The organism is Streptomyces novaecaesareae (genome assembly GCF_000716875.1).
In the GTDB taxonomy this organism is placed as follows: Bacteria; Actinomycetota; Actinomycetes; order Streptomycetales; family Streptomycetaceae; genus Kitasatospora; species Kitasatospora novaecaesareae.
This window is the reverse complement of record NZ_JNWQ01000004.1, coordinates 69,266-91,567: the sequence shown is the minus strand read 5'-3', so window position 1 is coordinate 91,567 and position 22,302 is coordinate 69,266. Positions and strand designations below refer to the sequence as shown.

Here is a 22,302-nt window from a genome sequence, read left to right as displayed (position 1 = left end):
TGACGCATTCATAACCTCGGTCCTGCCGCCGCCGGGGGTCGTCCCGGCACGACCCACCGGAAGGTCCGACCAGTCGGACCAACTTGGACGGGAGGCGCTTGCGCAGGAAGTCGGTCCGGCCGACTTCCTGCGCAACGCTGGGCACTGCCGGCCGCTCAGCCCCGGGTGAGGCCCGCGACCAGTTCGTCGGCCGCGCCGTACGGGTCCAGCTCGCCGCCGGCCACCCGCTCGGCCAGGGCGGCCAGGTGCCGGTCCCCGCGCAGGTCGCCGATCCGGGCGCGCAGCTCGGCCAGTGCGATCGCCTCGATCTCCTCGGCGGCCCGGCGGCGGCGGCGCACCGCGAGCTCGCCGTGCTCCTCCAGCCAGGCGCGGTGCTTCTCCAGCGCCTCGACCACCTCGTCCACGCCCTCGCCGCGGGCCGCGACGGTCTTCACGATCGGCGGGCGCCAGTCCCCCGCCTCGCGGGCCTCGCCGAGGCCCAGCATGTGGTTGAGTTCCCGCGCGGTGGCGTCGGCGCCGTCCCGGTCCGCCTTGTTGACCACGAAGACGTCGCCGATCTCCAGGATCCCGGCCTTGGCGGCCTGGATGCCGTCGCCCATCCCGGGGGCCAGCAGCACCACGGTGGTGTCGGCCTGGGCGGCGACCTCGACCTCGGACTGCCCGACGCCGACGGTCTCGACCAGGATCACCTCGCAGCCGGCCGCGTCCAGCACCCGCAGTGCCTGCGGCGCCGCCCAGGAGAGCCCGCCGAGGTGGCCCCGGGTGGCCATCGAGCGGATGAACACCTCGGGGTCGGTGGCGTGGTCCTGCATCCGGACCCGGTCGCCCAGCAGCGCGCCGCCGGAGAACGGCGAGGACGGGTCGACGGCCAGGACGCCGACCCGCTTGCCGAGCCGCCGGTAGGCGGAGACCAGCGCCGAGGTGGAGGTGGACTTGCCGACCCCGGGCGAGCCGGTCAGCCCCACCGTGTAGGCCTGACCGGTGTACGGCGCGAGCGCGGCCATCGCCTCCCGCAGCTGCGGGGCGGCGTTCTCGACCAGCGTGATCAGCCGGGCGACGGCCCGCGGCCGGCCCTCCCGGGCCTGCTCGACCAGCGTGGCGACATCGATCATCAGGAGCTCCTCGCGTATGGGTACGCCGAAGGGGCTGCGGACCGCTTGTGGCGGTCCGCAGCCCCGAAGATCAGATCAGCGATCAGGCCTTCGGGACGCGCACGATGAGCGCGTCGCCCTGGCCGCCGCCGCCGCACAGCGCGGCCGCGCCGACGCCGCCGCCGCGGCGCTGCAGCTCCAGCGCCAGGCTCAGCACCACGCGGGCGCCGGACATGCCGATCGGGTGGCCGAGCGCGATCGCGCCGCCGTTGACGTTGACGATGTCCGAGGAGACGCCCAGGTCCTTGATCGACTGGTAGGCGACGGCGGCGAACGCCTCGTTGATCTCGATCAGGTCGAGGTCGGAGACCTCCAGGCCCTCCTTGCCCAGCGCGTGCTTGATCGCGTTGGACGGCTGCGACTGCAGCGAGTTGTCCGGGCCGGCCACGTTGCCGTGCGCGCCGATCTCGGCGAGCCAGGTCAGGCCCAGTTCCTCGGCCTTGGCCTTGCTCATCACGACCACCGCGGCGGCGCCGTCGGAGATCTGCGAGGAGGTGCCGGCGGTGATCGTGCCGTCCTTGGTGAAGGCCGGGCGCAGCTTGGCCAGGCCCTCGACGGTGGTGTCCGCGCGGATGCCCTCGTCCTGGCTGAACAGGACGGGCTCGCCCTTGCGCTGCGGGATGGCGACGGGGACGATCTCGGCCTCGAAGACGCCGTCGGCCTGCGCCTTGGCGGCCCGCTGGTGGGAGACGGCGGCGATCTCGTCCTGCGCCTCGCGCGGGATGCCCAGGCGGGTGTTGTGCTTGTCGGTGGACTCGCCCATCGGGATGTTCTCGTAGGCGTCGGTGAGGCCGTCGTACGCCATGGCGTCCAGCATCCCGATCGCGCCGTACTTGAAGCCCTCGCGGGACTTGGGCAGCAGGTGCGGGGCGTTGGTCATCGACTCCTGGCCGCCGGCCACCACGATGTCGAACTCGCCGGCGCGGATCAGCTGGTCGGCCAGCGCGATGGCGTCCAGGCCGGAGAGGCAGACCTTGTTGACGGTCAGCGCCGGGACGTTCATCGGGATGCCGGCCTTGACGGCGGCCTGGCGGGCCGGGATCTGGCCGGCACCGGCCTGCAGCACCTGGCCCATGATCACGTACTGGACCTGGTCCCCGGTGATGCCGGCCCGCTCCAGGGCCGCCTTGATGGCGACGCCGCCGAGCTCTGCGCCGGAGAAGCCCTTGAGGGAACCGAGCAGGCGGCCCATCGGGGTCCGCGCACCGGCGACGATCACAGAGGTGGTGTTGGTCATGGGACGAGCCCCTTCGCACGTCGTGGCCAGGTGAGGATGCCGCTCAATGTACTGACCTGTTACCCGCCCGTCACCGGAGCGACGGTGTGATCGAGCGCACTGGCACCATCCAGTCAACACCGCGCCGACGCGGTCCGGGTGAACCCCGTACGTGTGAGCAGGCTCGCACGTACGGTAGCTGGCGTCCGCCGCGGGCCATGCGCTGCACTGGTGCCACCCTCATCCCGATTCCCGGAGGTCGCCGTGCTGACCCGTATCGACCACATCGGCATCGCCTGCCGAGACCTCGACAAGACGGTCGAGTTCTACCGCGCCACCTACGGCTTCGAGGTCTTCCACTCCGAGGTCAACGAGGAGCAGGGCATCCGCGAGGCCATGCTCCGGATCAACGGCACGGACGACGGCGGCGCCTCCTACCTCCAGCTGCTGGAGCCGACCCGGCCGGACTCCACCGTCGCCAAGTGGCTGGCGAAGAACGGCGAGGGCGTGCACCACATCGCCTTCGGCACCGCGGACGTGGACGGCGACGCCGAGGCCATCCGCGCCAAGGGCATCCGGGTCCTGTACGACGAGCCGCGGATCGGCTCGATGGGTTCGCGGATCACGTTCCTGCACCCGAAGGACTGCGGCGGCGTGCTGACCGAGCTGGTCACCTCCGCGCAGGGCGCCCACGACGCCGAGCACGACGCCCACGAGGCCGCGCAGAGCGCCGACGAGGAGCACTGAATCGCCCCCAGGACCGGCCCCAGGGTGCCGCCCGCCCCGGCGGCGCCCGACGGCCCGTCGGTCATGACCCGTCAGTAACCTGGCCGGGACAGCCGGAAAACCCCCCTGCGGCCATTCCCCCACAGTGCGCTCCCACTACAATGCCCAAGTGCGCGAAGACTCCGGGGGACGGAGGCGACGGGCACGGCCGAAGACAGGCCTGCCCGCCCTCCGGCGGTCGGCCCGTCGCAAGGGGAGTCCATTACGCGGGCACGGCTGAACAGTCGCTAGACGGATCTGTCACCATTCTCCACAAGGCAAGAGTTCGCCCAGGAGTCCACTCGGACGGGGGAACGCGGTACCCCCGCGCTCCTACGCCCCGGATTCCGACGACCGCGGCGGGCGGCCCCGGCTTGGCAGGGGGCGTCCGGGAGCCGTGGATGCAAGGACCAGTCGGACCGGCCCCCGGGAAACGGGAGCCCTGGACCGGCCGGGTCGAGGACGCGACCAGGAGATGGATGGGACCGCGGAGTGCGGGGCAACGACCGCTACGAGGCTGACGATCACCTCTCCCAGTTCGAGGCCGAGATGGGTCGGACTCGGAAGGAGCGGGACAAGGCAGTCGAGCATGCCGAGGACCTCGCCTACCAGGTGGAGGTGCTGCGGGCGAAGCTGCACGAGTCCCGTCGCATGCTCGCTCAGCCGCGCGCCTTCGACGCCGTCTCCGGCCAGGCCGAGCAGATGCTCCGCACCGCCGAGATGCAGGCCCAGCAGCTGCGCGCCGACGCCGAGCGCCAGCTGCGCGACTCCCAGGCCGCCACCCAGCGGATCATGGCCGAGGCCGCCGAGCGCACCGCCCGGCTGGAGGCCGAGCTCACCGCCCGCCGCCGCCAGCTGGAGGACGAGCTCACCGAGCTGCGCCGCAACGCCGAGCAGCACGTCAACGGCTGGGCGGAGCAGACCCGGGCCGGCTCCGAGCAGGAGGCCCAGCGCCTGCTGCAGGAAGCCCGCGTCGAGGCCGAGCGGATGGTCGCCGCCGCCCGCGCGGAGGCCGTCGCCCTCGCCGACCAGGCCCGCGCCCAGACCGCCGCCGACGTGGACGCCGCCCGCGGCGAGGCCCACGCCGCCGCCGAGGCTGCGCTCCAGCGCGCCCAGAGCGACGCCGAGCGCCTGCTGCGCGCCGCCTCCGAGCAGGCCCAGCAGGCCGGCGCCCAGGCCGCCGCGGACGTGGACGCCGCCCGCGGCCAGGCCCAGCAGGAGCTGGCCGCCGCGCATGTCGCCGCCGAACAGCAGCTGACCGTCGCGCACGCCGAGATCGGCCGGCTCAAGGAGCAGGCCGCCGTCGAACAGGCCAGGGCCGAGCAGCAGCTCGCCGCCGCCAAGGCCGAGATAGAGCGGCTGCGCGCCGAGGCGATCGCCGAGGCCGAGCGCACCCGCCACGAGGCCGCCGCCCTGCGCGCGCAGGCCGAGCAGGCCGCCGAGCAGCTCCAGGCCGACGCCGAGGCCGCCGCCGAGCGCAAGGTCGCCGACGGCGAGGCCGCCAACGAGCAGCGCTCGCAGACCGCCCGGGCCGAGGTGGCCCGGATGGTGGCCCAGGCCACCAAGGAGGCCGAGGCGATCCGCGCCGAGGCCCGGGCCGTACGCACCGAGGCCGCCACCAAGCAGGCCGAGGCGGACGCCGCCAAGGCCGCCGCCGCCGAGGAGAGCGAGCGGCTGCGGGCCACCGCCGAGTCGGTCGCCGCCGAGCTGCGCGCCGAGGCCGAGGCCGCGATCGCCGAGCTGCGCGCCCAGGCCGAGCGGGACGTGGCCGGGCTGCGGGCGCAGGCCGAGGCGGAGGCGCAGCGGCTGCGCGGCCAGGCCGAGGAGGAGGGCCGGGCGGCCGGCGCCAAGGACGCGACCGTCCACCTCGCCAAGGCCGCCAAGACCGCCGAGGAGGTGCTCGGCCGGGCCAACCAGGACGCCGAGACCGCCCGGAGCGAGGCCGCCGCCGAGGCCGAGCGCATCCGCGCCGAGGCCGCCGCCGAGGCGCAGCGGCTGCGCGAGCAGGCCCAGGCCGCGGTCGAGCAGGCCCAGAACGCCGCCCTGGACGACGCCGCCGCGATCCGCGAGCGGATCGAGCAGATGCAGGACGAGGCGGCCCGGCTGCGTGCCGAGGCCGAGGAGCTGCGCGCCCAGTCCGCCGCCGAGGCCGAGCGCGTCCGCGGCGAGGCCCGCCGCCAGGCCGTGCTGCAGATCGAGGAGTCGGCGAAGAACGCCGAGGAGCTGCTCACCAAGGCCAAGGCCGACGCGGACGAGCTGCGCGCGGGCGCGGCCGGCGAGGTCGAGCGGCTGCGCGAGCAGGCCCAGGAGCAGGCCGCCGAGACCCAGGGCCGGGCCGAGCAGACCCTGGCCCGGGCCCGTACCGAGGCCGAGAAGATCACCGCCGCCGCCGAGCAGCAGGGCCAGGACGCACTGTCCGCCGCCAAGGCCGCGGCCGCCGAGAACCGCACCGCCGCCGAGCGCGAGACCGCCGAACTGCGGCGCGAGGCAACGGAGTTCGACCAGCGGGTACGCGCCGAGGCGAACGCCGCGGCGGAGGCCGTGACCGCCGACGCGCAGGCCGGGGCGAACGCCGTCCGGGACGCCGCGGTGGCGGACGCCGACCGGGTGCGCGCCGAGGCCGACACCGAGGCCGCCCGTACCCGGGCCGAGGCCGAGGCGGTCGCGGACGCGCTGCGCGAGGAGAGCCGCCGCGAGCGCGAGGACGCCGCCACCGGGCTGAACCGGGAACGCGCCGAGACCGCCGAGCAGCTGGCCGCCGCCCAGGCCGCCCGCGAGCAGGCCGAGCAGGCCGCCGCCGAGCTGACCGAGCACACCGCCGCCGAGACCGCCCAGCAGCGCGAAGCGGCCGAGGCCTACGCCGACCGCGTCCGCACCGAAGCCGAGCAGCACGCCGCCGACCTCACCGAACGCACCACCGCCGACACCACCGAACAGCGCGAAACCGCCGACCGGCACGCCACCGAGGTCCGCCAGGCCGCCGACGCGTACGCCACCGAGCTGCGGGCCGAGGCCGAGCAGGCCGCCGCCGAGCTGACCGAGCGCACCGCCGCCGAGACCGCCGAGCAGCGGGCCCTGGCCCGGCGCGAGACCGCGCAGCAACGCGAGGCGGCCGAGGCCTACGCGGACCGCGTCCGCACCGAGGCCGAGCAGCACGCCACCGAGCTGACCGAGCGCACCACCGCCGAGACCACCGAACAGCGCGAAACCGCCGAGCGGCACGCCGCCGAGGTCCGCCAGGCCGCCGACGCGTACGCCACCGAGCAGCACCAGGCCGCCGACGAGCTGCTGGAGCGCGCCGAGGCCGGCGCCGAGCAGCGCCGGGCGGAGGCCGCCAAGGACGCCAAGGCCGTCCGCGAGAAGGCCGCCGCCGAGCTGGCGCTGGCCAACGAGCAGGCCGAGACCGTCCGGGCCGAGGCCGGCCGCGAGCTGTCCGAGGCCCGCGCCACCGCCGACGACATCCGTGCCGAGGCCGGCGCCGAGCTGGAGCAGGCCAAGGCCGACCGCGCCGAGCTGATCGCCGCCGCCAAGGCCGAGGGCGCCGAGCTGATCGCCGTCGCCGAGGAGGAGGCCGCCGAGGTCCGCCAGTCGGTGGCCGGCATGCACGAGGCCGCCGCCGAGCAGATCGCCGGGCTCAAGGCCGCCGCCGAGCAGGAGGCCGACGAGGTCCGCGCGGCCGCCGAGCAGGCCGCCGCCGAGGTGCGCGAGCTCGCCGACCGCGAGACCGCCGAGCAGCGCGAACTGGCCGACCGCGAGACCGCCGAACAGCGGGCCGCCGCCGAGGCCTACGCCGCCGAGGTGCGCGACCTCGCCGACCGCGAGACCGCCGAACAGCGCGAGCTCGCCGACCGCGAGACCACCGAGCAGCGCACCGCCGCCGACGCCTACAGCGCCGACCTGCGCGCCCGCACCGAGGCCGAGACCACCGCCCTGCGCGAGCAGACCGAGCTGGAGCTGGCCGCAGACCGCGAGGCCGCCGAAGCCGAGCTCGACCGCCGCCGCGCCGAGGCCCTGGCCTACGACGAGCAGCTGCGCGCGGACGCCGAGGCCGAGCTGCGCGCCGCCCAGGAGGCCGCCGAGCAGCTGCGCGCCGAGGCGCAGGCGCAGGCCGCCCGTACCGTGGCGGACGCCGAGGCCCAGGGCGCCCGTACGGTCGCCGACGCCGAGGAGCTGGCCGCCGGGCTGCGCGCCGAGGCCGAGGAGTACGCCCTCGCCACCCGCACCCTGGCCGACGAGTACGACAGCGCCACCCACGCCCGCGCGAACGCCTTCGACGCGGAGACCCGGGAGGCCGCCGAGCAGTTCGACAAGGCGACCCGAGACCAGGCCAACTCCGTTCTGGAGAAGGCCTTCGCGGACGCCGAGGCGCTCGGCGAGGACGCCCAGACCACCGCGCTGGCCACCACCGCCGCCGCCGAGGAGCAGGCCGACGCGATGGTCGCCGCCGCCCGCAAGGAGGCCGACCGGCTGGTCGCCGCCGGCGAGGCGGCCGGTCAGGCCGAGGTCGAGAAGGGCCGTTCCGACGCCGACACGCTGCTCGCCGAGGCCCGCCGGGACGCCACCGCGATCCGCGAGCGCGCCGAGGAGCTGCGCGAGCGCACCGACGCCGAGGTGGAGGCGCTGCACGAGCGGGCCCGCAAGGAGAACGCGGCGGCCATGAAGTCGGCCGGCGAGCGGGTGGACGCGCTGGTGACGGCCGCGCAGGAGCAGCTGACCGAGGCCGAGGAGCAGGCGGTGGCCACCGTCGCCGAGGCCGAGGACCGTGCCGCCGCCCTGGTCGCCGCCGCCGAGGACCGCGCGAGCGAGCTCACCTCGGAGGCCTCCGCGGAGGCCAGCAAGGTCCGTCTCTCGGCCGTCCGCAAGGCGGAGGGCCTGCTGAAGGAGGCGGAGACCAAGCTCGCCACCTCGACCGACCGCGCCGAGTCGCTCATCGAGAAGGCCGAGGCGAAGCTGCAGTCGTCCGAGGCCGAGGCGGAGGAGCGGCTGGACAAGGCGTCCGCCGAGGCGGAGAAGCGGCTGCGGGACGCGGACCGGTCCGCGGACGAGCAGGTCGAGCTGGCGAAGGCGGAGGCGGAGCGGCTGCTCGCCGAGGCGAAGGCGGAGGCGAAGCGGGTCACCGACGAGGGCCGGCGCGAGCTGGACGAGCTGGTGCGCCGCCGCAAGGACATCAACACCGAGATTTCCAGGGTCCAGGACGTCCTGTCCGCGCTGGAGGCCTTCGAGGCGCCGTCACCGGTCGCCCAGGTCAACGGGGGAAGCAGTAACAAGAAGGACGGGGGTGCCAAGGCCGGTGCCGGAGTTGGCTCCCCCCGATCGGGTGGCAATCGCTCCAAGAGCTCACCACCCGATTGAGCGGACATTGTCCGCGAGACAACGGCATTTCGCCGTCGACACTCCGGTACCGTGTCAGGATTCCCTCAACCACCTCAGCGGTTTGACGACAGGAAGCCCAGAACCCCATGAGCGACAGTCACTCCCCTCACGGCTTCGACCTGGTGCGCCGTGGGTACGAGCGTGCCCAGGTCGACGAGCGGATCACCAAGCTGGTGGCCGACCGTGACAGTGCCCTGACCCGGATCAGCGCGCTGGAGAAGCGCATCGAGGAGCTCCACCTGGAGACCCAGACCGCCCAGGCGGCCGTGGTCGAGCAGGAGCCCTCGTACGCCGGTCTCGGTGCCCGGGTCGAGAAGATCCTGCGACTCGCCGAGGAGGAGGCCAAGGACCTGCGCGACGAGGCGCACCGCGCCGCCGAGCAGCACCGCGAGCTCGCCGAGGCCGCCGCCCAGCAGGTGCGCACCGAGGCCGAGAACTACGCCAAGGACCGCAAGGCCAAGGCGGAGGACGAGGGTCTGCGGATCGTCGACAAGGCCAAGAGCGACGCCGCCCAGCTGCGTGCCGAGGCCAACAAGGACGCCCAGAACAAGCGCGAGGAGGCGGACGCCCTCTTCGAGGAGACCCGCACCAAGGCCGCCCAGGCCGCCCTGGAGTTCGAGACCAACCTGGCCAAGCGCCGCGAGCAGTCCGAGCGCGACCTGGCCGCCCGTCAGGCCAAGGCCGAGAAGCGCCTGGCCGAGATCGAGCACCGGGCCGAGCAGCTGCGTCTGGAGGCCGAGAAGCTGCGCACCGACGCGGAGCGCCGCGCCCGCCAGACCGTCGAGACGGCCCAGCGCCAGTCCGAGGACATCGTGGCGGACGCCAACGCCAAGGCGGACCGCATCCGCAGCGAATCCGAGCGCGAGCTGGCGGCGCTCACCAACCGCCGCGACAGCATCAACGCCCAGCTGACCAACGTCCGCGAGATGCTGGCGACGCTGACCGGTGCGGCCGTGGCCGCCGCCTCGCTGCCGAACGACGACACCATGGGCGTGCCCGCCCAGCAGTCGCGCTGACGCCGCTGCCGCACGTGCCCCTGTCTCGTGCGCAGTGACCCCTCGGCACCGCCGTACCGCAGGCCCTCACCCTCCCGGGTGAGGGCCTGTCGGCTTTCTCCGCGTCACTACCTCGGGTAGGCCCCGTCGGGCCGCTGGTGGCCGCTGCTGAGCTGGTTGCCCTCGTCGTCCGATACGGTGCCGAACCAGGAGGTGCACCAGACGGACACCGAGTCGGGCCAGTACTGCACCTCGAAGGGGTGCCCGGACCCGTGGTCGCCGTACGAGGTGACGATGAAGGTCTCCCCCGGGCGCATCCAGTAGTCCTCGCCGAGCGGTTCGAGGGTCAGTTCGAGCAGCCCCTCGCCCCGGTTGGTCACGGTCATCCGGCCGGTCACCTCCAGCGCCGAGAAGTCCCAGGCGGCCGCGTCCTGGCTCTCCTGACTCATTCGGCGGCCACCCGGTCCAGCAGGGCGCGGACGGCGGCGTCGAAGGCCTCGGGCGCCTCCAGGGCGCTCAGGTGGCCCGCCCCGGGGATGACGGTCAGTTCGGCGTCCGGGCGGGCCCGCAGCATCCCTTCGGCCTCCTCCGGCTCCATCAGGGCGTCCTGGGCGCCCGTCACCACCGCGACCGGCACCCGGAGGCCCGCCAGCACGTCCCGGGCGTCCGGGCGGGCCGCCATGGCCCGCTGGGTCCAGGCGGCGGCGGCCGGCGAGGCGGCGGCGATCATCGTCCGCACCCGCTCCACGAGGTGCTGCGAGTCGGGCCCGAGCAGCCCGGCCACGACCTGCTCGTCCAGCAGCAGCTGCACGCTGTCCCGCGCGGTGACGGCGGCCGCGATCCGCTCCCGGTTGGCCCGGACGGCGTCGGTGTCGGCGGTGGCACGGGTGTTGGCCAGCAGCAGGCCGGACAGCCGCCCGGGGTGGCGGCGGGCGAAGGCCAGCGCCACGTAGCCGCCCATGGAGAGCCCGCCGACCACGGCGCGCTCGATCCCGGCGGCGTCCAGCAGCAGGGCGAGGTCGTCCGCGACGACGTCCAGCGAGGGTTCGTCGGAGCCCAGTTCGGTGCCGCCGAACCCTCTCTGGTCGGGGGCGAGCACCCGGGCTCCGTCCCCGGTGAGACCGGGCAGCGCGTCCAGCTGGGACGACCACATCGAAGCGTTCAACGGGAAGGCGTGCAGCAGTACGAGGGGTGTTCCGGTACCGCTCTCGCGGACGGACACTGCGGAGGGGAGCTCGGTCATGCGCCCACCGTATTCCGGCACGCCCGGCGGGCCCACTCAGCGGGCCGCGATATCCGCTTTGTCCTAATCTGCCAAGGAGCAAGGGAGCGCGAATGATCGAGTTGCACGACCTGACGAAACGTTACGGCAAGACGCTCGCGGTGGACCGGCTCAGCTTCACGGTGCCCCCGGGCGTGGTGACCGGCTTCCTCGGCCCCAACGGCGCCGGCAAGTCCACCACCATGCGCATGATCCTCGACCTCGACCGCCCCACCGGCGGCCGGGTCACCATCGACGGCAGGCGCTACGGGCAACTCAGCGAGCCGCTCAAGTACATCGGCGCACTGCTGGAGGCCAAGGCCGTCCACCCCGGCCGCACCGCCCGCGACCACCTGCTCTGGCTCGCCCAGAGCAACCGCATCCCGGAGCGCCGGGTGGACGAGGTGCTCGCCCTGGTCGGCCTCACCCCGGTCGCCCGCAAGCGGGCCCGCGGCTTCTCCCTCGGCATGGGCCAGCGCCTGGGCATCGCCTCGGCACTGCTCGGCGACCCGGAGATCGTCATGTTCGACGAGCCCGTCAACGGCCTGGACCCGGAGGGCATCCTCTGGATCCGCAACCTGATGAAGCGCCTCGCCGGCGAGGGCCGGACGGTCTTCGTCTCCTCCCACCTGATGAGCGAGATGGCCGTCACCGCCGACCACCTGGTGGTCATCGGCCGGGGCCGGCTGCTCGCCGACCTGCCGATGCCGGAGTTCATCCGGCGCAACTCCCGCTCCGCCGTACGGCTGCGCAGCCCCGAGCCCGAACGGCTGCTCGACGTCCTGGCCGGCGCCGGACTGCGGCACGAACCCGGCCCGGACGGCTCCTGGGAGGTGGTCGACGGCGACCTCGCGCGGCTCGGCGAACTGGCCGCGGCCAACGGCGTGGTGCTGCACGAACTCAGCCCGCAGCAGGCCTCGTTGGAGGAGGCGTTCATGCAGATGACGGCCGACTCGGTGGAATACCACGCGGGCGACGGACCGGGCCGGGACGCGGCCGGCGCACCCGGCACCTGGGGCGCCGGATGGAAGGCGGACGGCGCCCGGCAGACCGCCGCGGCACGGCAGGAGGAGAACTGAGATGGCGTCCTTCCCGGCGATCCTGCGCTCCGAGTGGACGAAGATCCGCAGCGTCCGCTCGACGGTCTGGACGCTCGCGCTGACCTTCGTCGTCACCGTCGGCATCGGCGCGCTGCTGTCCCTGCTCACCAACAACAACTTCACCGAGTTCCGCCGCAACGAGCAGTCCCCGTTCGACGCCACCGGGACGGCCTTCGCCGGCATCATGCTCGGCGAACTGGCCATCATCGTCTTCGGCGTGCTGGCGATCGGCAACGAGTACAGCAGCGGCATGATCCGGGTCACCCTGGCCGCCGTCCCCCAGCGCGCGACCCTGCTCGGCGGCAAGGCCGCGGTGCTCGGCACGCTCGCCCTGGTGGTCTCGCTGGTAACGGCCTTCGTCACCTTCTTCGTCGGCCAGTCACTGCTCGGCTCGCACTCCACCACGCTCGGCGAACCGCACGTGCTGCGCGCGGTGTTCGGCGCCGCGCTGTACCTGACGATGCTCTGCCTGTTCTCGGCGGGCGTCACCACGATGCTGCACAACCAGACGCTCGCGCTCGGGGTGCTGGTGCCGTTCTTCTTCCTGCTCTCGCCGATCCTCTCGGCGGTGCCGAAGGTCAAGACCCTGGCCCACTACTTCCCCGACTACGCGGGCTCGCGGATGCTGCTGGTGTACGAGCAGCACGGCCAGCCGTACGGGCCGTGGCCCGGCTTCCTGATCTGCCTCGCCTGGACGGCCGCGGCCCTGGCCGGCGGCGCGCTGGTGCTCAAGCAGCGGGACGCGTAACGGAGTTCCGGGCCAGGACCGTCAGTACCGCGGAGCGCCGCGGCCTCGCAGCACGTTGGAGGCCCGGCGCTCCCGCGCTCCCCAGCACGCGCGGTGCCAGTGCCGCCGGTCGTCCACCCCCGCGCCGTGCATCGGCCAGGCCACCACGTGGCCCACGCCCGGCGGGATCTCCTGGTCGCACCCCGGGCAGCGGTAGAACCGCCCCGACGTCCCGGCGACCGTCTGGACCACCCAGTCGTCGCCCTGATAGCTCTCGGTGCGGCGCAGCGATCCGCCGAGCGGAGCGGCCGGCTCGGTGCTCTCGTGGGGGGCGGCGCTCTTGATCCGATTGCGGCGCGGCGACACGGCGGACTGCCTCTCTTCCGGGGGCTCTGGGGCCGTTCCAGCCTACGGCCGGCCGGCCTCCCGAATGGCCACTATCACGGCTCCGCCGGGTGCTCCGGCGTTTTTGCCGAGATCCACCCGATCATCGGGGAAATTCGGGGCTCAGCGTGCCATTGGCACATGACATCGGATACCCACAGGGGGAGAGGCGGGGCCCGCAGACCCTGCGCGCACCCGAGGAGGCCCAAGGATGACCAAGACCAGCGCCCGTGCCGAGACCCGTCGACCCGTCGGGGTCCGGCCGCCCGCGCCCGGGCCGGCGCTGAGCTCCGTCCCCCCGGTGACGGCCGTCGCGGGCGAGCCGCTGCCCGCGGCCCAGCGCACCGCGGCCCTGCCGGCGAACACCGCGCCGGTGCGGGTCGGCCTGTTCCTGCTGTCCGCGCAGTTCCCCGGGCAGAGCCACGGCGAGGCACTGGAGCGCACCGTCCGGTCCGCCGTCGAGGCCGAACACGCGGGCCTGGACAGCGTCTGGCTGGCCGAGCACCACTTCGTCCCGTACGGGGTCTGCCCGGACGCCGCCACGCTGGCCGCGCTGCTGCTCGGCCGCACCCGCCGGATCGGCGTCGGCACGGCGGTCAGCGTGCTCTCCACCCGCCACCCGGTGGCCCTCGGCGAGCAGGCCGCGCTGCTGCACCTCACCTCCGGCGGGCGCTTCACGCTCGGGGTCGGCCGCGGCGGGCCGTGGATCGACCTGGACGTGTTCGGCGACGGCGTGGGCGCCTTCGAGAACGGCTTCCCGGAGCGGCTGGACCTGCTGCTGCGCTGGCTGCGCGGCTCCCGGGTCGGCGCGGACGGCCCCCAGTTCGCCTTCCCCGAGGTGGCGGTGGTGCCCCGGGCCACCGAACCGGTGCGGCGGCCCCCCCTGAGCAGCTGGCTCGGCCTCGGCGAGCAGACCGGCACGGTGCGCTTCCCGCGCCAGCGCCAGGACGAGGAGGGCCTCGGCGAGGAGCTCACCGTCACCGGGCGGCCGGTGGCAGGTCCGCCCGTGGTGGTCGCCTGCACCTCCCCCGGCGGGGTGAAGCTGGCCGCCGAGCGCGGCCTGCCGATGCTGCTCGGCATGCACTCCGGGGACGAGGACAAGCTGCGGATGCTGGAGCTGTACCGCGCCTCCTGGCTGGCCGCCGGGCGCAGCGAGGAGCAGCTGCGCCGGGTGAGCCTGCGGCACGTCGCGGCCGGGGTGGCCCAGGTCGACGACCGCGCCGCGGCGGCCCGGTCCACCCTGCTGAACGCGATGCCCGGCTGGTTCGACTACGGGCTCGGCGCGCACCGCACCGTGGACGGCCGCGAGCGCAAGATGCGCGACGCGCGCCAGTACACCGAACTCCTCTGCGACCTGCACGCGGTGGGCACCCCGCAGCAGTGCGCCGACCGGCTGCTGGCCACCGCCGAGCGGACCGGCATCCGCCGGTTCGCCCTGCTCGCCGAGGGCAGCGGCGACCACGAGGCGACCCTGCACAACATCGCCCGGCTCGGCTCCGAGGTCCTGCCGCAACTGGGCTAGGTCATGGCCCCACGCGCCGCCGCCCCCTCCCCCCGATTAGGGGGACGGGGGTGGCCGGCGCCGTGGCGGTGGTGGTGCCGCTCAGCAGTCCCGCAGCTCCTCGGACTGGTTGAGCAGTTGCTCCCGGACGGAGGTGAAGCGCGTGTACCGCGCCTCGTTGGCCTCCGAGGGCAGGAACACCGCCACCCGGTGACAGTTCTGGAAGGCCAGCTGCACGCCGAAGTGGCGCTGCAGGGCGCCCCGGATGGCATCGCTGGCCAGGGCGCGCAGCAGCTGGCCCCGGGCCTGCTCGCTGGGCGGCGGCACCTGGTTGTCGGCGAAGTCGGTGCCGTCGACCTTCGCCTGGGCGACCAGCGAGCTGATCAGGTCCCAGGCGTAGGGCAGGGAGACGCGGACGCAGTCGACGAATTCCCGCTCGTCGACCTCGCCCCGCTCGGCCTTCTCCAGCAGGGCCGGTGAGACGTCGAGCGACATGGATTCTCCTCTCGCGGTCCACCCGCGCGGCGCCCGGGTGGTCGTGCGTAGTCCAAGCTCAGGTGAGGGTTGGCGACATCGTGTGGGGTGTCCGGAACACCGTGGGACAGGCGTTTCCGGCACCTTCGCGACCAGCGGCGGCGGCACGGGACGTGACGTCCCGAACACCGACAGCGCTCAGAACAGCGTGGCAGTCAACGGCGGAGCGGGCCGGTCATTCCTGTGGATTGCTCCGGAAATACGCCGTGGTACACGAGATTGGCCGGATCCTGCCGGATCGTTCATCTGAACTCTCCATCCCCGTTGACAGCGATCCCGCAAGCGTGCCGTCACACACCGTAGCGACCCGAGGGGATGGGCGCCAGACCTCGACGGAAGGGAGCGGAACCGCTGAACCTCAATGTTCGCGGGGTTCGCGCTTTCTTCACCCCGTCGTCGCGGAATCGCATCAACTGGCCCCGGTGGGCTAGCGTGGTCGACCGTGCGTCTCGTAATTGCCCGCTGCTCAGTCGACTATGCCGGTCGGCTCTCCGCCCATCTGCCCTCCGCCACCAGGCTCATCCTGGTCAAGGCCGACGGCAGCGTCAGCATCCACGCCGACGACCGCGCCTACAAGCCGCTCAACTGGATGTCCCCGCCGTGCGCCCTCAAGGAGGCCGACGGGGTCTGGACGGTGGAGAACAAGGCCGGCGAGAAGCTCATCATCACGCTGGAGGAGGTGCTGCACGACTCGTCCCACGAGCTCGGGGTGGACCCGGGCCTGATCAAGGACGGCGTCGAAGCACACCTGCAGGAGCTGCTCGCGGACCGGATGGAGGTACTCGGCGCCGGCTGGTCGCTCATCCGCCGCGAGTACCCGACCGCGATCGGCCCGGTCGACATCCTCTGCCGCGACTCCGACGGCGCCACGGTGGCCGTCGAGATCAAGCGCCGCGGCGAGATCGACGGCGTCGAGCAACTCACCCGGTACCTCGAACTCCTCAACCGGGACCCGCTGTTGGCCCCGGTCAAGGGCGTCTTCGCCGCGCAGGAGATCAAGCCCCAGGCCCGCGTCCTGGCCACCGACCGGGGCATCGGCTGCGTGGTCCTGGACTACGACGAGCTGCGCGGCATCGACGACGACAAGCTCAAGCTGTTCTGACCGGTCACTTCGGCGACGGCGAGGCGGTCGGACTGGCCGACCCGCTCGGGGTCGTCGGCGTCGCGGACGGCGGCGTCGACGGGCCGCTCGGGGACGTCACCGGAGACGTCGTGGGCTGACTCGGCACCGGCTTCGTCGGCTGCGGCCCGGGCGGCTGCGGCGCCGGCGGCTGCGGCTGGCCCGGTGCGGGCGGCTGCGGCTGCTGCGGAGCCTGCGACCCGGTCGCCCCCGGCGAGGAGCTCGGCTTCTTCGACGGCGTGGCGCTCGGCGAGCGCGACGCGCTGCCGCTCGCCGAGGGCTCCGGGCTGCCGCCCTGCCCCGCCGGGCTGCTCGGCGCCGGGCCGGCCGTGCCCGGGCCGCTGCCGGAGGGCTGCGGGAAGGGCGCGTCCCGGGCGCCGCCGTCGTCCAGCCGGCCGCTGTGCGGGTCCTTGCCCGTACGGTCGTCCGGCCCGCTGAAGCTCATCGCCACCGCCGTCCCGAGCACCCCGAGGGTCAGGACGGCCGTGGAGACCACGACCACCCGGCGCCGCCGGCTGGACTTCAGCCGGGCCGGCACCCGGGCCGCGATCTTGCGGATGACCGGCCGGCTGGGCGCCGCGGGCGCGGCGGCCGGCAGCTGCCGCCCGTCGGCGCGCAGCAGGTCGAGCATCCGGCGCGCGGAGGCCACCCCGCGCTGCTCCCCCGCGGTCGCCCGCAGGGTCAGCGCCGTCTCCAGCTCGGCGATGGCCCGGGACGGCTGCTGGACGCAGATCGCGTGCACGGCCGCCTCGTGGTGGAACCAGGCCTGATCGCTCGGCGAGCCGGCCCGGCGGGCCGCCTCCAGGCCGAGCTGCAGCACCCGCTCCCAGGCGCCCCAGCGCAGTGCCAGGGCCAGCGCGGGCGCCGCCGCACGGGCGAGCTTGACCACCGCCTCGTGGCGGCCGGCCGTCCGGTCGGCGAGCAGGACGCCGATCACCACCTCGGCCTCGGCGGCGATCTGCTCCAGCGTCACCGAGCTGTGGCCGACCCACCAGGCGAAGTGCTGGGCGGCGCCGTCGACGCAGCCGAGCGGCGGCCAGTGCGGGGCGAGCAGTTCGAGCGCGCCGGCGGTCAGCCGGTGGTGCCCGCCGATGGACACCGCCAGCCCGGCGTCGGCGAGTTCGGCGAGGGCGGCCTCGCCCTGGCCGACGTCGATCAGCGCGGGCAGGTGCGGCGCGGTGGGGCACTCGCCGCCGAGCGCGACGGCGAGCCGCAGCACGGCCTGCGCGGGCTCGCTCAGCCCCTTGGCGAGCCGGACGGCGGGCGAGGCGGTCTCGGCGACGGAGGGCAGCGGGACGGTGCGGCGCAGCGCGTCCTCGCGGACCGCCGGGTCGGCGTCGCGGACGGGCTCCCGGACGGCGCCGAAGACGTCCATCCGGTCGTCCTCGGCGGCGACCAGCGCGTCCACGGCGACGTCCCGCTGGCGCAGCAGGGCGGCGGCCTGGACGAAGCGCAGCGGCAGGCCCTCGGACTCGAACCAGAGGTCCACCGCCCAGGCCTTCTCGGCGACGTCCAGCGGCCGTCCGGCCAGTCGGCCGGTGAGGGCGAGGCAGGCGGAGCGGGAGAGCCCGGCGACGAGGTGGTCCTGCATCCGGGAGCCGGCCGCCGGCGGCGGGCTGTCCGGGGCGACCGACACCAGGAAGGCGCAGCCGGGGGCGGTGGCGAGCAGGTGCTCCAGTTCGGCGTCGGAGGGCTCGGCCGCGTCGATCACGACGACCGCGGCGACCTCGGCGAGGTGGGCGGCCAGCCGGGCGGGGTCGGGCCGGTAGCCGGGGGCGTGGTGGGTGGCGGCGAAGAGGTCCTGGAGCAGGTCGGCGGCGGTGCGGCGGTGGCCGCAGAGCTGGACGACACCGCCGGGGGCGAGGTCGGCGGCGGCTTCGGCGACGGCCGACAGCAGCGCGCTGCGGCCCGAGCCGGCCTGGCCGACCAGGCGTATCGAGCGGCCCTCGGCGAGCAGGCCGAGGAGTTCGGCGATGTCGGCCTCGCGGTCCAGCAGCGGCAGGTCGGCGGGCCCGGCGCCGAGCGCGAGCGGGCCGACCGCCCGGCCGACGCCGCCGACCGGGCCGCGGGCGGGCTCGCTGCGTCCGATCCGGCGCGGGCGGGGCTGCCACTCCTCGGGGCAGGGCCGGGCCTCGGATCCGTCCGGGGCGCCGACTCCCACCAGCAGGCCGCCGGAGACCAGTTCACCGCCGCGGGTGCGGACCGCCTCCTGCCGGAACTCCCCGGATGGCTGTGCCACGTTCTGCTCCGCATCGTGCTCGGCCGCCGGCGCCCCGCGCCGGCCGGCTGACGTCCCGGTCGCGGCCGCGGGCGGTCTCGGGGCCTGTCGCCGTCTTCTGACGGGCAGACTCTCGCACATCCGGGCCCGCCCGTGCAGGCCGGTCCGGGGCCGGGCGCCGGTGCGGGGCGCTGACCTGGGGAGTTGGGACAGTGCCTACCGGGACAGCGCCTACCGGGCAGGCCTCAGAGCACGACTCCGTGCGCCTCGGCGATGCCGCCGTCGACGGCGAGGATGCGGTGCAACTTGGTGGCCACCAGCAGCCGCTGGAGCTGGGCGGGGACGGAGCGCAGCACCAGGCGCCGGCCGATCCGGCCGGCCCGCCGGTGGGTGCCCATGATCACGCCGAGGCCGGTGGCGTCCCAGAACTCCAGCCGGGCGAGGTCGAGTACGAGGTCGCCGAGGCCGCCGTCCACGGCCTGGTGCAGTTGGGCCCGCGCGTCGGCAGCGGTGCGCACGTCGAGGCGGCCTTCGATGGCCAGCGCCGTGTGGTCGCCGGTGATGCGCATGCTCTCCTCCTTCGCCTGGACGGCCGGTGCGGGCGGGTCCGCCCCGGCCGTACCGGGGGCGGGAGCGGGGGGTGTTCCGGGCGGGCCGTGGCCCCACACCCGGACCCGGTCGGAATGCCGGGTTCCCTCATCTGACGGTGTACCGGCTCCGCAGGTTGCTGGTTCCGGCCGGATCTGAAGCAACTTCACTCGTCCGAGGGAATATACGCAGGAAGTCTCCAGACCTACGCTCGATTACCGCCCAAATCACCCGTCTGCGGCACCCGGCGTGAGGAAACTCACCCGCCCTCGGCGGAGCGGGCCGTACGATGCTCCGATCGCACGGCCCGCCTGGTCATCCGCCCTAGGGCGTGTCGTGCGGAGACCACGCCCTGTCGGCTACTTGCCCTCGTACGGGTAGAAGCCGCGGCCGCTCTTGCGGCCCAGGTCGCCGGCGGTGACCATGCGGGCCATGATCTCCGGGGCGGCGAACTTCTCGTCCTGGGTCTCGGTGTAGATGTTGCGGGCGGCGTGCAGCAGGATGTCCACGCCGGTCAGGTCGGCGGTCTGCAGCGGGCCCATCGCGTGGCCGAAGCCGAGGCGGCAGGCGGTGTCGATGTCCTCGGCGGTGGCGACGCCCGACTCGTACAGCTTGGCGGCCTCGATGACCAGCGCGGTGATCAGGCGGGTGGTGACGAAGCCGGCGACGTCGCGGTTGACCACCACGACCTCCTTGCCGATGCCCTCGGCGAAGGCGCGGGCGGTGGCCAGCGTCTCGTCGCTGGTCTTGTAGCCGCGGACCAGCTCGACCAGCTTCATCATCGGGACCGGCGAGAAGAAGTGGACGCCGACGACCGACTCCGGGCGCTGGGTGGTGGCGGCGATCCGGGTGATCGGGATGGCGGAGGTGTTGGAGGCCAGCACGGCGCCGTCCTTGGCGAGCTTGTCGAGCTCGCGGAAGACGGCCTCCTTGACGTCCAGCTGCTCGAACACGGCCTCGACCACGATGTCGGCCTCGGCGACGGCGCCCAGGTCGGTGGTGGTGGTGATCCGGCCCAGCGCAGCCTCGGCGTCCTCGGCGCTCAGCTTGCCCTTGGCAACGAACTTCTCGTAGGAGGCGCGGATGCCCGAGAGGCCGCGCTGCAGCGCCTCCTCGGTGACGTCCCGCAGCACCACCGGGTGGCCGGCCTGCGCGGACACCTGGGCGATGCCGGCGCCCATCAGGCCGGCACCGATCACGGCGATCTGCTTGCTGGACGCATTGCTCATGGCTGGGTCTCCCGATGCCGTCGCCGCCCCGCGGGCGGGCCCTGAAGGCGGCTCAGGGCAGGGGTCACCACCGGAGAGCCGCATCGCTCGTCCCCGGGACTCTAGTGCCCGAATCCCTCCCGCAATAGCAATCGGGAGTGTGATCTGCAACCGACCTGGTCAGCCGCCCAAGTAGCCGATCGGACGGTCAGATGGTCAGACGGCCGGACGGTCAGATGGTCAGCCCGAGGTCCTGGGCCAGGATCGCCGCCTGCACCCGGCTGCGCAGCCGCAGCTTCGCCAGGATCCGGCTGACGTGCGTCTTCGTGGTCGCCTCGGCCATCTCCAGCCGGGCCGCGATCTCCCCGTTGGACATCCCCGTGCCGATGCAGGCCAGCACCTCCCGCTCACGGCCGGTCAGCCCGGCCACCGCCTCCCGGGCCTCCGGCCCGACCTGCCGGCCCGGACGGGCGAAGGCGCCGATCAGCCGCCTGGTCACCGAGGGCGCCAGCATGCCGTCCCCGCGGGCCACCGTCCGGATGCCCTCGACCAGGGTGTCCGCCTCCAGGTCCTTGAGCAGGAACCCGGCCGCACCGGCCCGCAGCGCGCCGTAGACGTACTCGTCCAGGTCGAAGGTGGTCAGCACGAGCACCTGGGCGGCCCCGGCGGCGACCACCTCGCGGGTCGCCGAGACGCCGTCCAGCCGGGGCATCTGCACGTCCATCAGCACCACGTCCGGCCGCAGCTCCAGTGCGAGCCGGACGGCCTCCTCGCCGTCGGCGGCCTGCCCGACCACCTCGAACTCCGGCTCGGCCCGCAGGATCATCACCAGCGCCGCCCGTACCGCCGCCTGGTCCTCGGCCACCAGCACCCGGATCGTCATGCCCGCCCCTCGCTCTCCCGTACCCGCGGCAGCACCGCGCGCACGCTCCAGTACCCGTCCTCGGGCCCGGCCTCGAAGCTGCCGCCGAGCAGCCCGGCCCGCTCCGCCATGCCCACCAGCCCGGCCCGGGCCCCGGGCAGTCCGCGGCCCGGCTCACCGCGGTACGGGCTGTCGACGGCGATCCGCAGGTCCTCGGGCCCGAACTCCAGCCGCAGCCGGACCAGTCCGGGCCCGGAGTGCTTGAGCGCGTTGGTGAGCGACTCCTGGACGATCCGGTACGCGGCCAGCCCGACCGGCACCGGCACCTCCCCGCGCTCGCCGTGCTCGGCCAGCTCGAACTCCAGCCCGACGTCCTGGCCGGCCGCCCGGGCCTTGGCCAGCAGGGCGTCCACCGCGGCCAGGTCGGGCGCCGCGTACGACTCGTCGACCTCTCCCCCGCCGCTGTCCCGGAGCAGTCCGATCATGCGACGCATTTCGGCCAATCCCTGGACGCTGTTCTCCCGGATCACCGCCAGCACCTCCACCAGCGGGTCGTCCTCGGGCAGGCGCCGGCGCCTGGCGACGGACTGCGCGCCGGTGGCGTGGATCGCGATCGCCGACAGGTGGTTGGCCACCACGTCGTGCAACTCCCGTGCCATCCGAGCCCGTTCGGCACCGACCGCCTCCCGGCGGTCCATCTCCGAGAGCAGCGCGGTCTGTTCGGCCCGCAGCCGCTCGGTCTCCGCCTCCTGGCGGTGCTTGCGCACCAGGTCGCCGGTCCACACCGGCGCCAGGAACACCAGCGAGCTGACCACCACGATCAGCAGTCCGGCCGCGGTGCCGCCCGCGTACCAGGCCAGGCTGGAGAGCACCAGCACGGTCGAACCGCCGGTCAGGTGCAGCACCCGCGACATCCGGCGGGTGCCGTAGAGCACCGCCGCGTACAGCAGATCGGTGTACATGATCGTCGTCGCCAGCAGGCTGCCGGCGAACACACTGGCCGCGAAGGCCAGCCCGCCCAGCGACACCGCGAGCACCGGCCGGGTCCGCCGGACCAGCTCCAGTCCCGCCATCACCAGCATCGGCAGCACCACCGACCACAACGGCAGGCGGTCGGCCCGGTCGTACACCTTGAAGGCGATCAGCACGGCGCCGCCGAGCAGCCCGGCCAGGGCGATCAGCCGGTCCAACCGGCGCGGGGAGACGGACGGTACGAGCACTCCCCCATCTCACCATCCCCGGCGGCCCACCCCGCTCAGGTCCACGGAGGAGGCCGCTACATCGAAAGATGCAGGCCCG

Annotated in this window: 18 protein-coding genes; 7 read left to right on the top strand and 11 right to left on the bottom strand. The window is 74.3% G+C overall.

Annotation, left to right across the window (positions count from 1 at the left end; translation table 11 throughout):
• Positions 1–155 precede the first annotated feature (155 nt).
• Positions 156–1,112 (bottom strand): methylmalonyl Co-A mutase-associated GTPase MeaB, encoded by a 957-nt coding sequence (gene meaB / locus OP86_RS02795; protein ID WP_030057496.1) that lies wholly within the window; start codon positions 1,110–1,112, stop codon positions 156–158.
• Between the two features lie 82 nt (positions 1,113–1,194).
• Positions 1,195–2,388, bottom strand: coding sequence for an acetyl-CoA C-acetyltransferase (locus OP86_RS02790; RefSeq protein ID WP_030057497.1), 1,194 nt, complete (start codon positions 2,386–2,388; stop codon positions 1,195–1,197).
• Between the two features lie 243 nt (positions 2,389–2,631).
• On the opposite strand from OP86_RS02790, the gene mce reads away from it, so the two are divergent.
• The 3 genes from mce (at position 2,632) to OP86_RS02775 (ending at position 9,521) form a co-directional block, all read left to right on the top strand.
• Positions 2,632–3,114 (top strand): methylmalonyl-CoA epimerase, encoded by a 483-nt coding sequence (gene mce / locus OP86_RS02785; protein WP_051829590.1) that lies wholly within the window; start codon positions 2,632–2,634, stop codon positions 3,112–3,114.
• A gap of 510 nt (positions 3,115–3,624) precedes the next feature.
• Positions 3,625–8,484 carry a hypothetical protein gene (locus tag OP86_RS02780; RefSeq protein WP_030254942.1) on the top strand — a complete coding sequence of 1,620 codons (4,860 nt, stop codon included), beginning with the start codon at positions 3,625–3,627 and terminating at the stop codon, positions 8,482–8,484.
• A gap of 107 nt (positions 8,485–8,591) precedes the next feature.
• Positions 8,592–9,521, top strand: a complete 930-nt coding sequence (locus OP86_RS02775; RefSeq protein ID WP_030057505.1) for a coiled-coil domain-containing protein — start codon at positions 8,592–8,594, stop codon at positions 9,519–9,521.
• A gap of 107 nt (positions 9,522–9,628) precedes the next feature.
• Here the strand turns inward: OP86_RS02775 and OP86_RS02770 are convergent, their stop codons facing one another.
• Together OP86_RS02770 and OP86_RS02765 are read right to left on the bottom strand one after the other, a co-directional pair.
• Positions 9,629–9,949 (bottom strand): hypothetical protein, encoded by a 321-nt coding sequence (locus OP86_RS02770; protein WP_033330746.1) that lies wholly within the window; start codon positions 9,947–9,949, stop codon positions 9,629–9,631.
• Positions 9,946–10,743, bottom strand: a complete 798-nt coding sequence (locus OP86_RS02765) for an alpha/beta fold hydrolase (protein WP_030254941.1) — start codon at positions 10,741–10,743, stop codon at positions 9,946–9,948. Before OP86_RS02765 ends, OP86_RS02770 begins: the two co-directional genes overlap by 4 nt.
• 92 nt (positions 10,744–10,835) lie before the next feature.
• Here OP86_RS02765 and OP86_RS02760 point away from each other — a divergent pair, with 92 nt between their 5' ends.
• On the top strand, positions 10,836–11,840 hold the full coding sequence (locus OP86_RS02760) for an ABC transporter ATP-binding protein (RefSeq protein ID WP_030254937.1): 1,005 nt from the start codon (positions 10,836–10,838) through the stop codon (positions 11,838–11,840).
• A gap of 1 nt (position 11,841) precedes the next feature.
• On the top strand, positions 11,842–12,609 hold the full coding sequence (locus OP86_RS02755) for an ABC transporter permease (protein ID WP_030057511.1): 768 nt from the start codon (positions 11,842–11,844) through the stop codon (positions 12,607–12,609).
• 21 nt (positions 12,610–12,630) lie between these two features.
• On the opposite strand, the gene OP86_RS02750 is transcribed toward OP86_RS02755, so the two are convergent.
• Positions 12,631–12,954 carry a hypothetical protein gene (locus OP86_RS02750; RefSeq protein WP_030057512.1) on the bottom strand — a complete coding sequence of 108 codons (324 nt, stop codon included), beginning with the start codon at positions 12,952–12,954 and terminating at the stop codon, positions 12,631–12,633.
• A gap of 391 nt (positions 12,955–13,345) precedes the next feature.
• On the opposite strand from OP86_RS02750, the gene OP86_RS02745 reads away from it, so the two are divergent.
• Positions 13,346–14,494, top strand: a complete 1,149-nt coding sequence (locus OP86_RS02745) for an LLM class flavin-dependent oxidoreductase (protein WP_030254935.1) — start codon at positions 13,346–13,348, stop codon at positions 14,492–14,494.
• A gap of 81 nt (positions 14,495–14,575) precedes the next feature.
• On the opposite strand, the gene OP86_RS02740 is transcribed toward OP86_RS02745, so the two are convergent.
• Positions 14,576–14,968: an SCO5389 family protein gene (locus tag OP86_RS02740; RefSeq protein WP_030057514.1), complete on the bottom strand. Its 393-nt coding sequence runs from the start codon at positions 14,966–14,968 to the stop codon at positions 14,576–14,578.
• A gap of 481 nt (positions 14,969–15,449) precedes the next feature.
• Here OP86_RS02740 and nucS point away from each other — a divergent pair, with 481 nt between their 5' ends.
• Positions 15,450–16,109 (top strand): endonuclease NucS, encoded by a 660-nt coding sequence (gene nucS, locus OP86_RS02735; RefSeq protein ID WP_030057515.1) that lies wholly within the window; start codon positions 15,450–15,452, stop codon positions 16,107–16,109.
• Positions 16,110–16,113: 4 nt separating this feature from the next.
• On the opposite strand, the gene OP86_RS02730 is transcribed toward nucS, so the two are convergent.
• The 5 genes from OP86_RS02730 to OP86_RS02710 form a co-directional block, all read right to left on the bottom strand.
• On the bottom strand, positions 16,114–18,366 hold the full coding sequence (locus OP86_RS02730) for a hypothetical protein (protein ID WP_051829589.1): 2,253 nt from the start codon (positions 18,364–18,366) through the stop codon (positions 16,114–16,116).
• A gap of 224 nt (positions 18,367–18,590) precedes the next feature.
• A complete protein-coding gene (locus tag OP86_RS02725; RefSeq protein WP_030057517.1) occupies positions 18,591–18,914 on the bottom strand; it encodes an STAS domain-containing protein in 324 nt (107 codons plus the stop codon).
• Between the two features lie 378 nt (positions 18,915–19,292).
• On the bottom strand, positions 19,293–20,162 hold the full coding sequence (locus OP86_RS02720) for a 3-hydroxyacyl-CoA dehydrogenase family protein (RefSeq protein WP_030057518.1): 870 nt from the start codon (positions 20,160–20,162) through the stop codon (positions 19,293–19,295).
• A gap of 211 nt (positions 20,163–20,373) precedes the next feature.
• Positions 20,374–21,024, bottom strand: coding sequence for a response regulator (locus OP86_RS02715; protein WP_030057519.1), 651 nt, complete (start codon positions 21,022–21,024; stop codon positions 20,374–20,376).
• On the bottom strand, positions 21,021–22,223 hold the full coding sequence (locus OP86_RS02710) for a sensor histidine kinase (RefSeq protein ID WP_030057520.1): 1,203 nt from the start codon (positions 22,221–22,223) through the stop codon (positions 21,021–21,023). The genes OP86_RS02715 and OP86_RS02710 overlap by 4 nt, the downstream gene beginning before the upstream one ends.
• Positions 22,224–22,302: the final 79 nt, after the last annotated feature.

What these genes read in the sequence shown, in the direction of transcription:
- meaB (WP_030057496.1), bottom strand. Translation starts at nt 1,112, where the DNA reads ATGATCGATGTCGCCACGCTGGTCGAGCAGGCCCGGGAGGGCCGGCCG.
- OP86_RS02790 (WP_030057497.1), bottom strand. Translation starts at nt 2,388, where the DNA reads ATGACCAACACCACCTCTGTGATCGTCGCCGGTGCGCGGACCCCGATG.
- OP86_RS02775 (WP_030057505.1), top strand. Translation starts at nt 8,592, where the DNA reads ATGAGCGACAGTCACTCCCCTCACGGCTTCGACCTGGTGCGCCGTGGG.
- OP86_RS02770 (WP_033330746.1), bottom strand. Translation starts at nt 9,949, where the DNA reads ATGAGTCAGGAGAGCCAGGACGCGGCCGCCTGGGACTTCTCGGCGCTG.
- OP86_RS02765 (WP_030254941.1), bottom strand. Translation starts at nt 10,743, where the DNA reads ATGACCGAGCTCCCCTCCGCAGTGTCCGTCCGCGAGAGCGGTACCGGA.
- OP86_RS02760 (WP_030254937.1), top strand. Translation starts at nt 10,836, where the DNA reads ATGATCGAGTTGCACGACCTGACGAAACGTTACGGCAAGACGCTCGCG.
- OP86_RS02755 (WP_030057511.1), top strand. Translation starts at nt 11,842, where the DNA reads ATGGCGTCCTTCCCGGCGATCCTGCGCTCCGAGTGGACGAAGATCCGC.
- OP86_RS02740 (WP_030057514.1), bottom strand. Translation starts at nt 14,968, where the DNA reads ATGTCGCTCGACGTCTCACCGGCCCTGCTGGAGAAGGCCGAGCGGGGC.
- OP86_RS02725 (WP_030057517.1), bottom strand. Translation starts at nt 18,914, where the DNA reads ATGCGCATCACCGGCGACCACACGGCGCTGGCCATCGAAGGCCGCCTC.
- OP86_RS02720 (WP_030057518.1), bottom strand. Translation starts at nt 20,162, where the DNA reads ATGAGCAATGCGTCCAGCAAGCAGATCGCCGTGATCGGTGCCGGCCTG.
- OP86_RS02715 (WP_030057519.1), bottom strand. Translation starts at nt 21,024, where the DNA reads ATGACGATCCGGGTGCTGGTGGCCGAGGACCAGGCGGCGGTACGGGCG.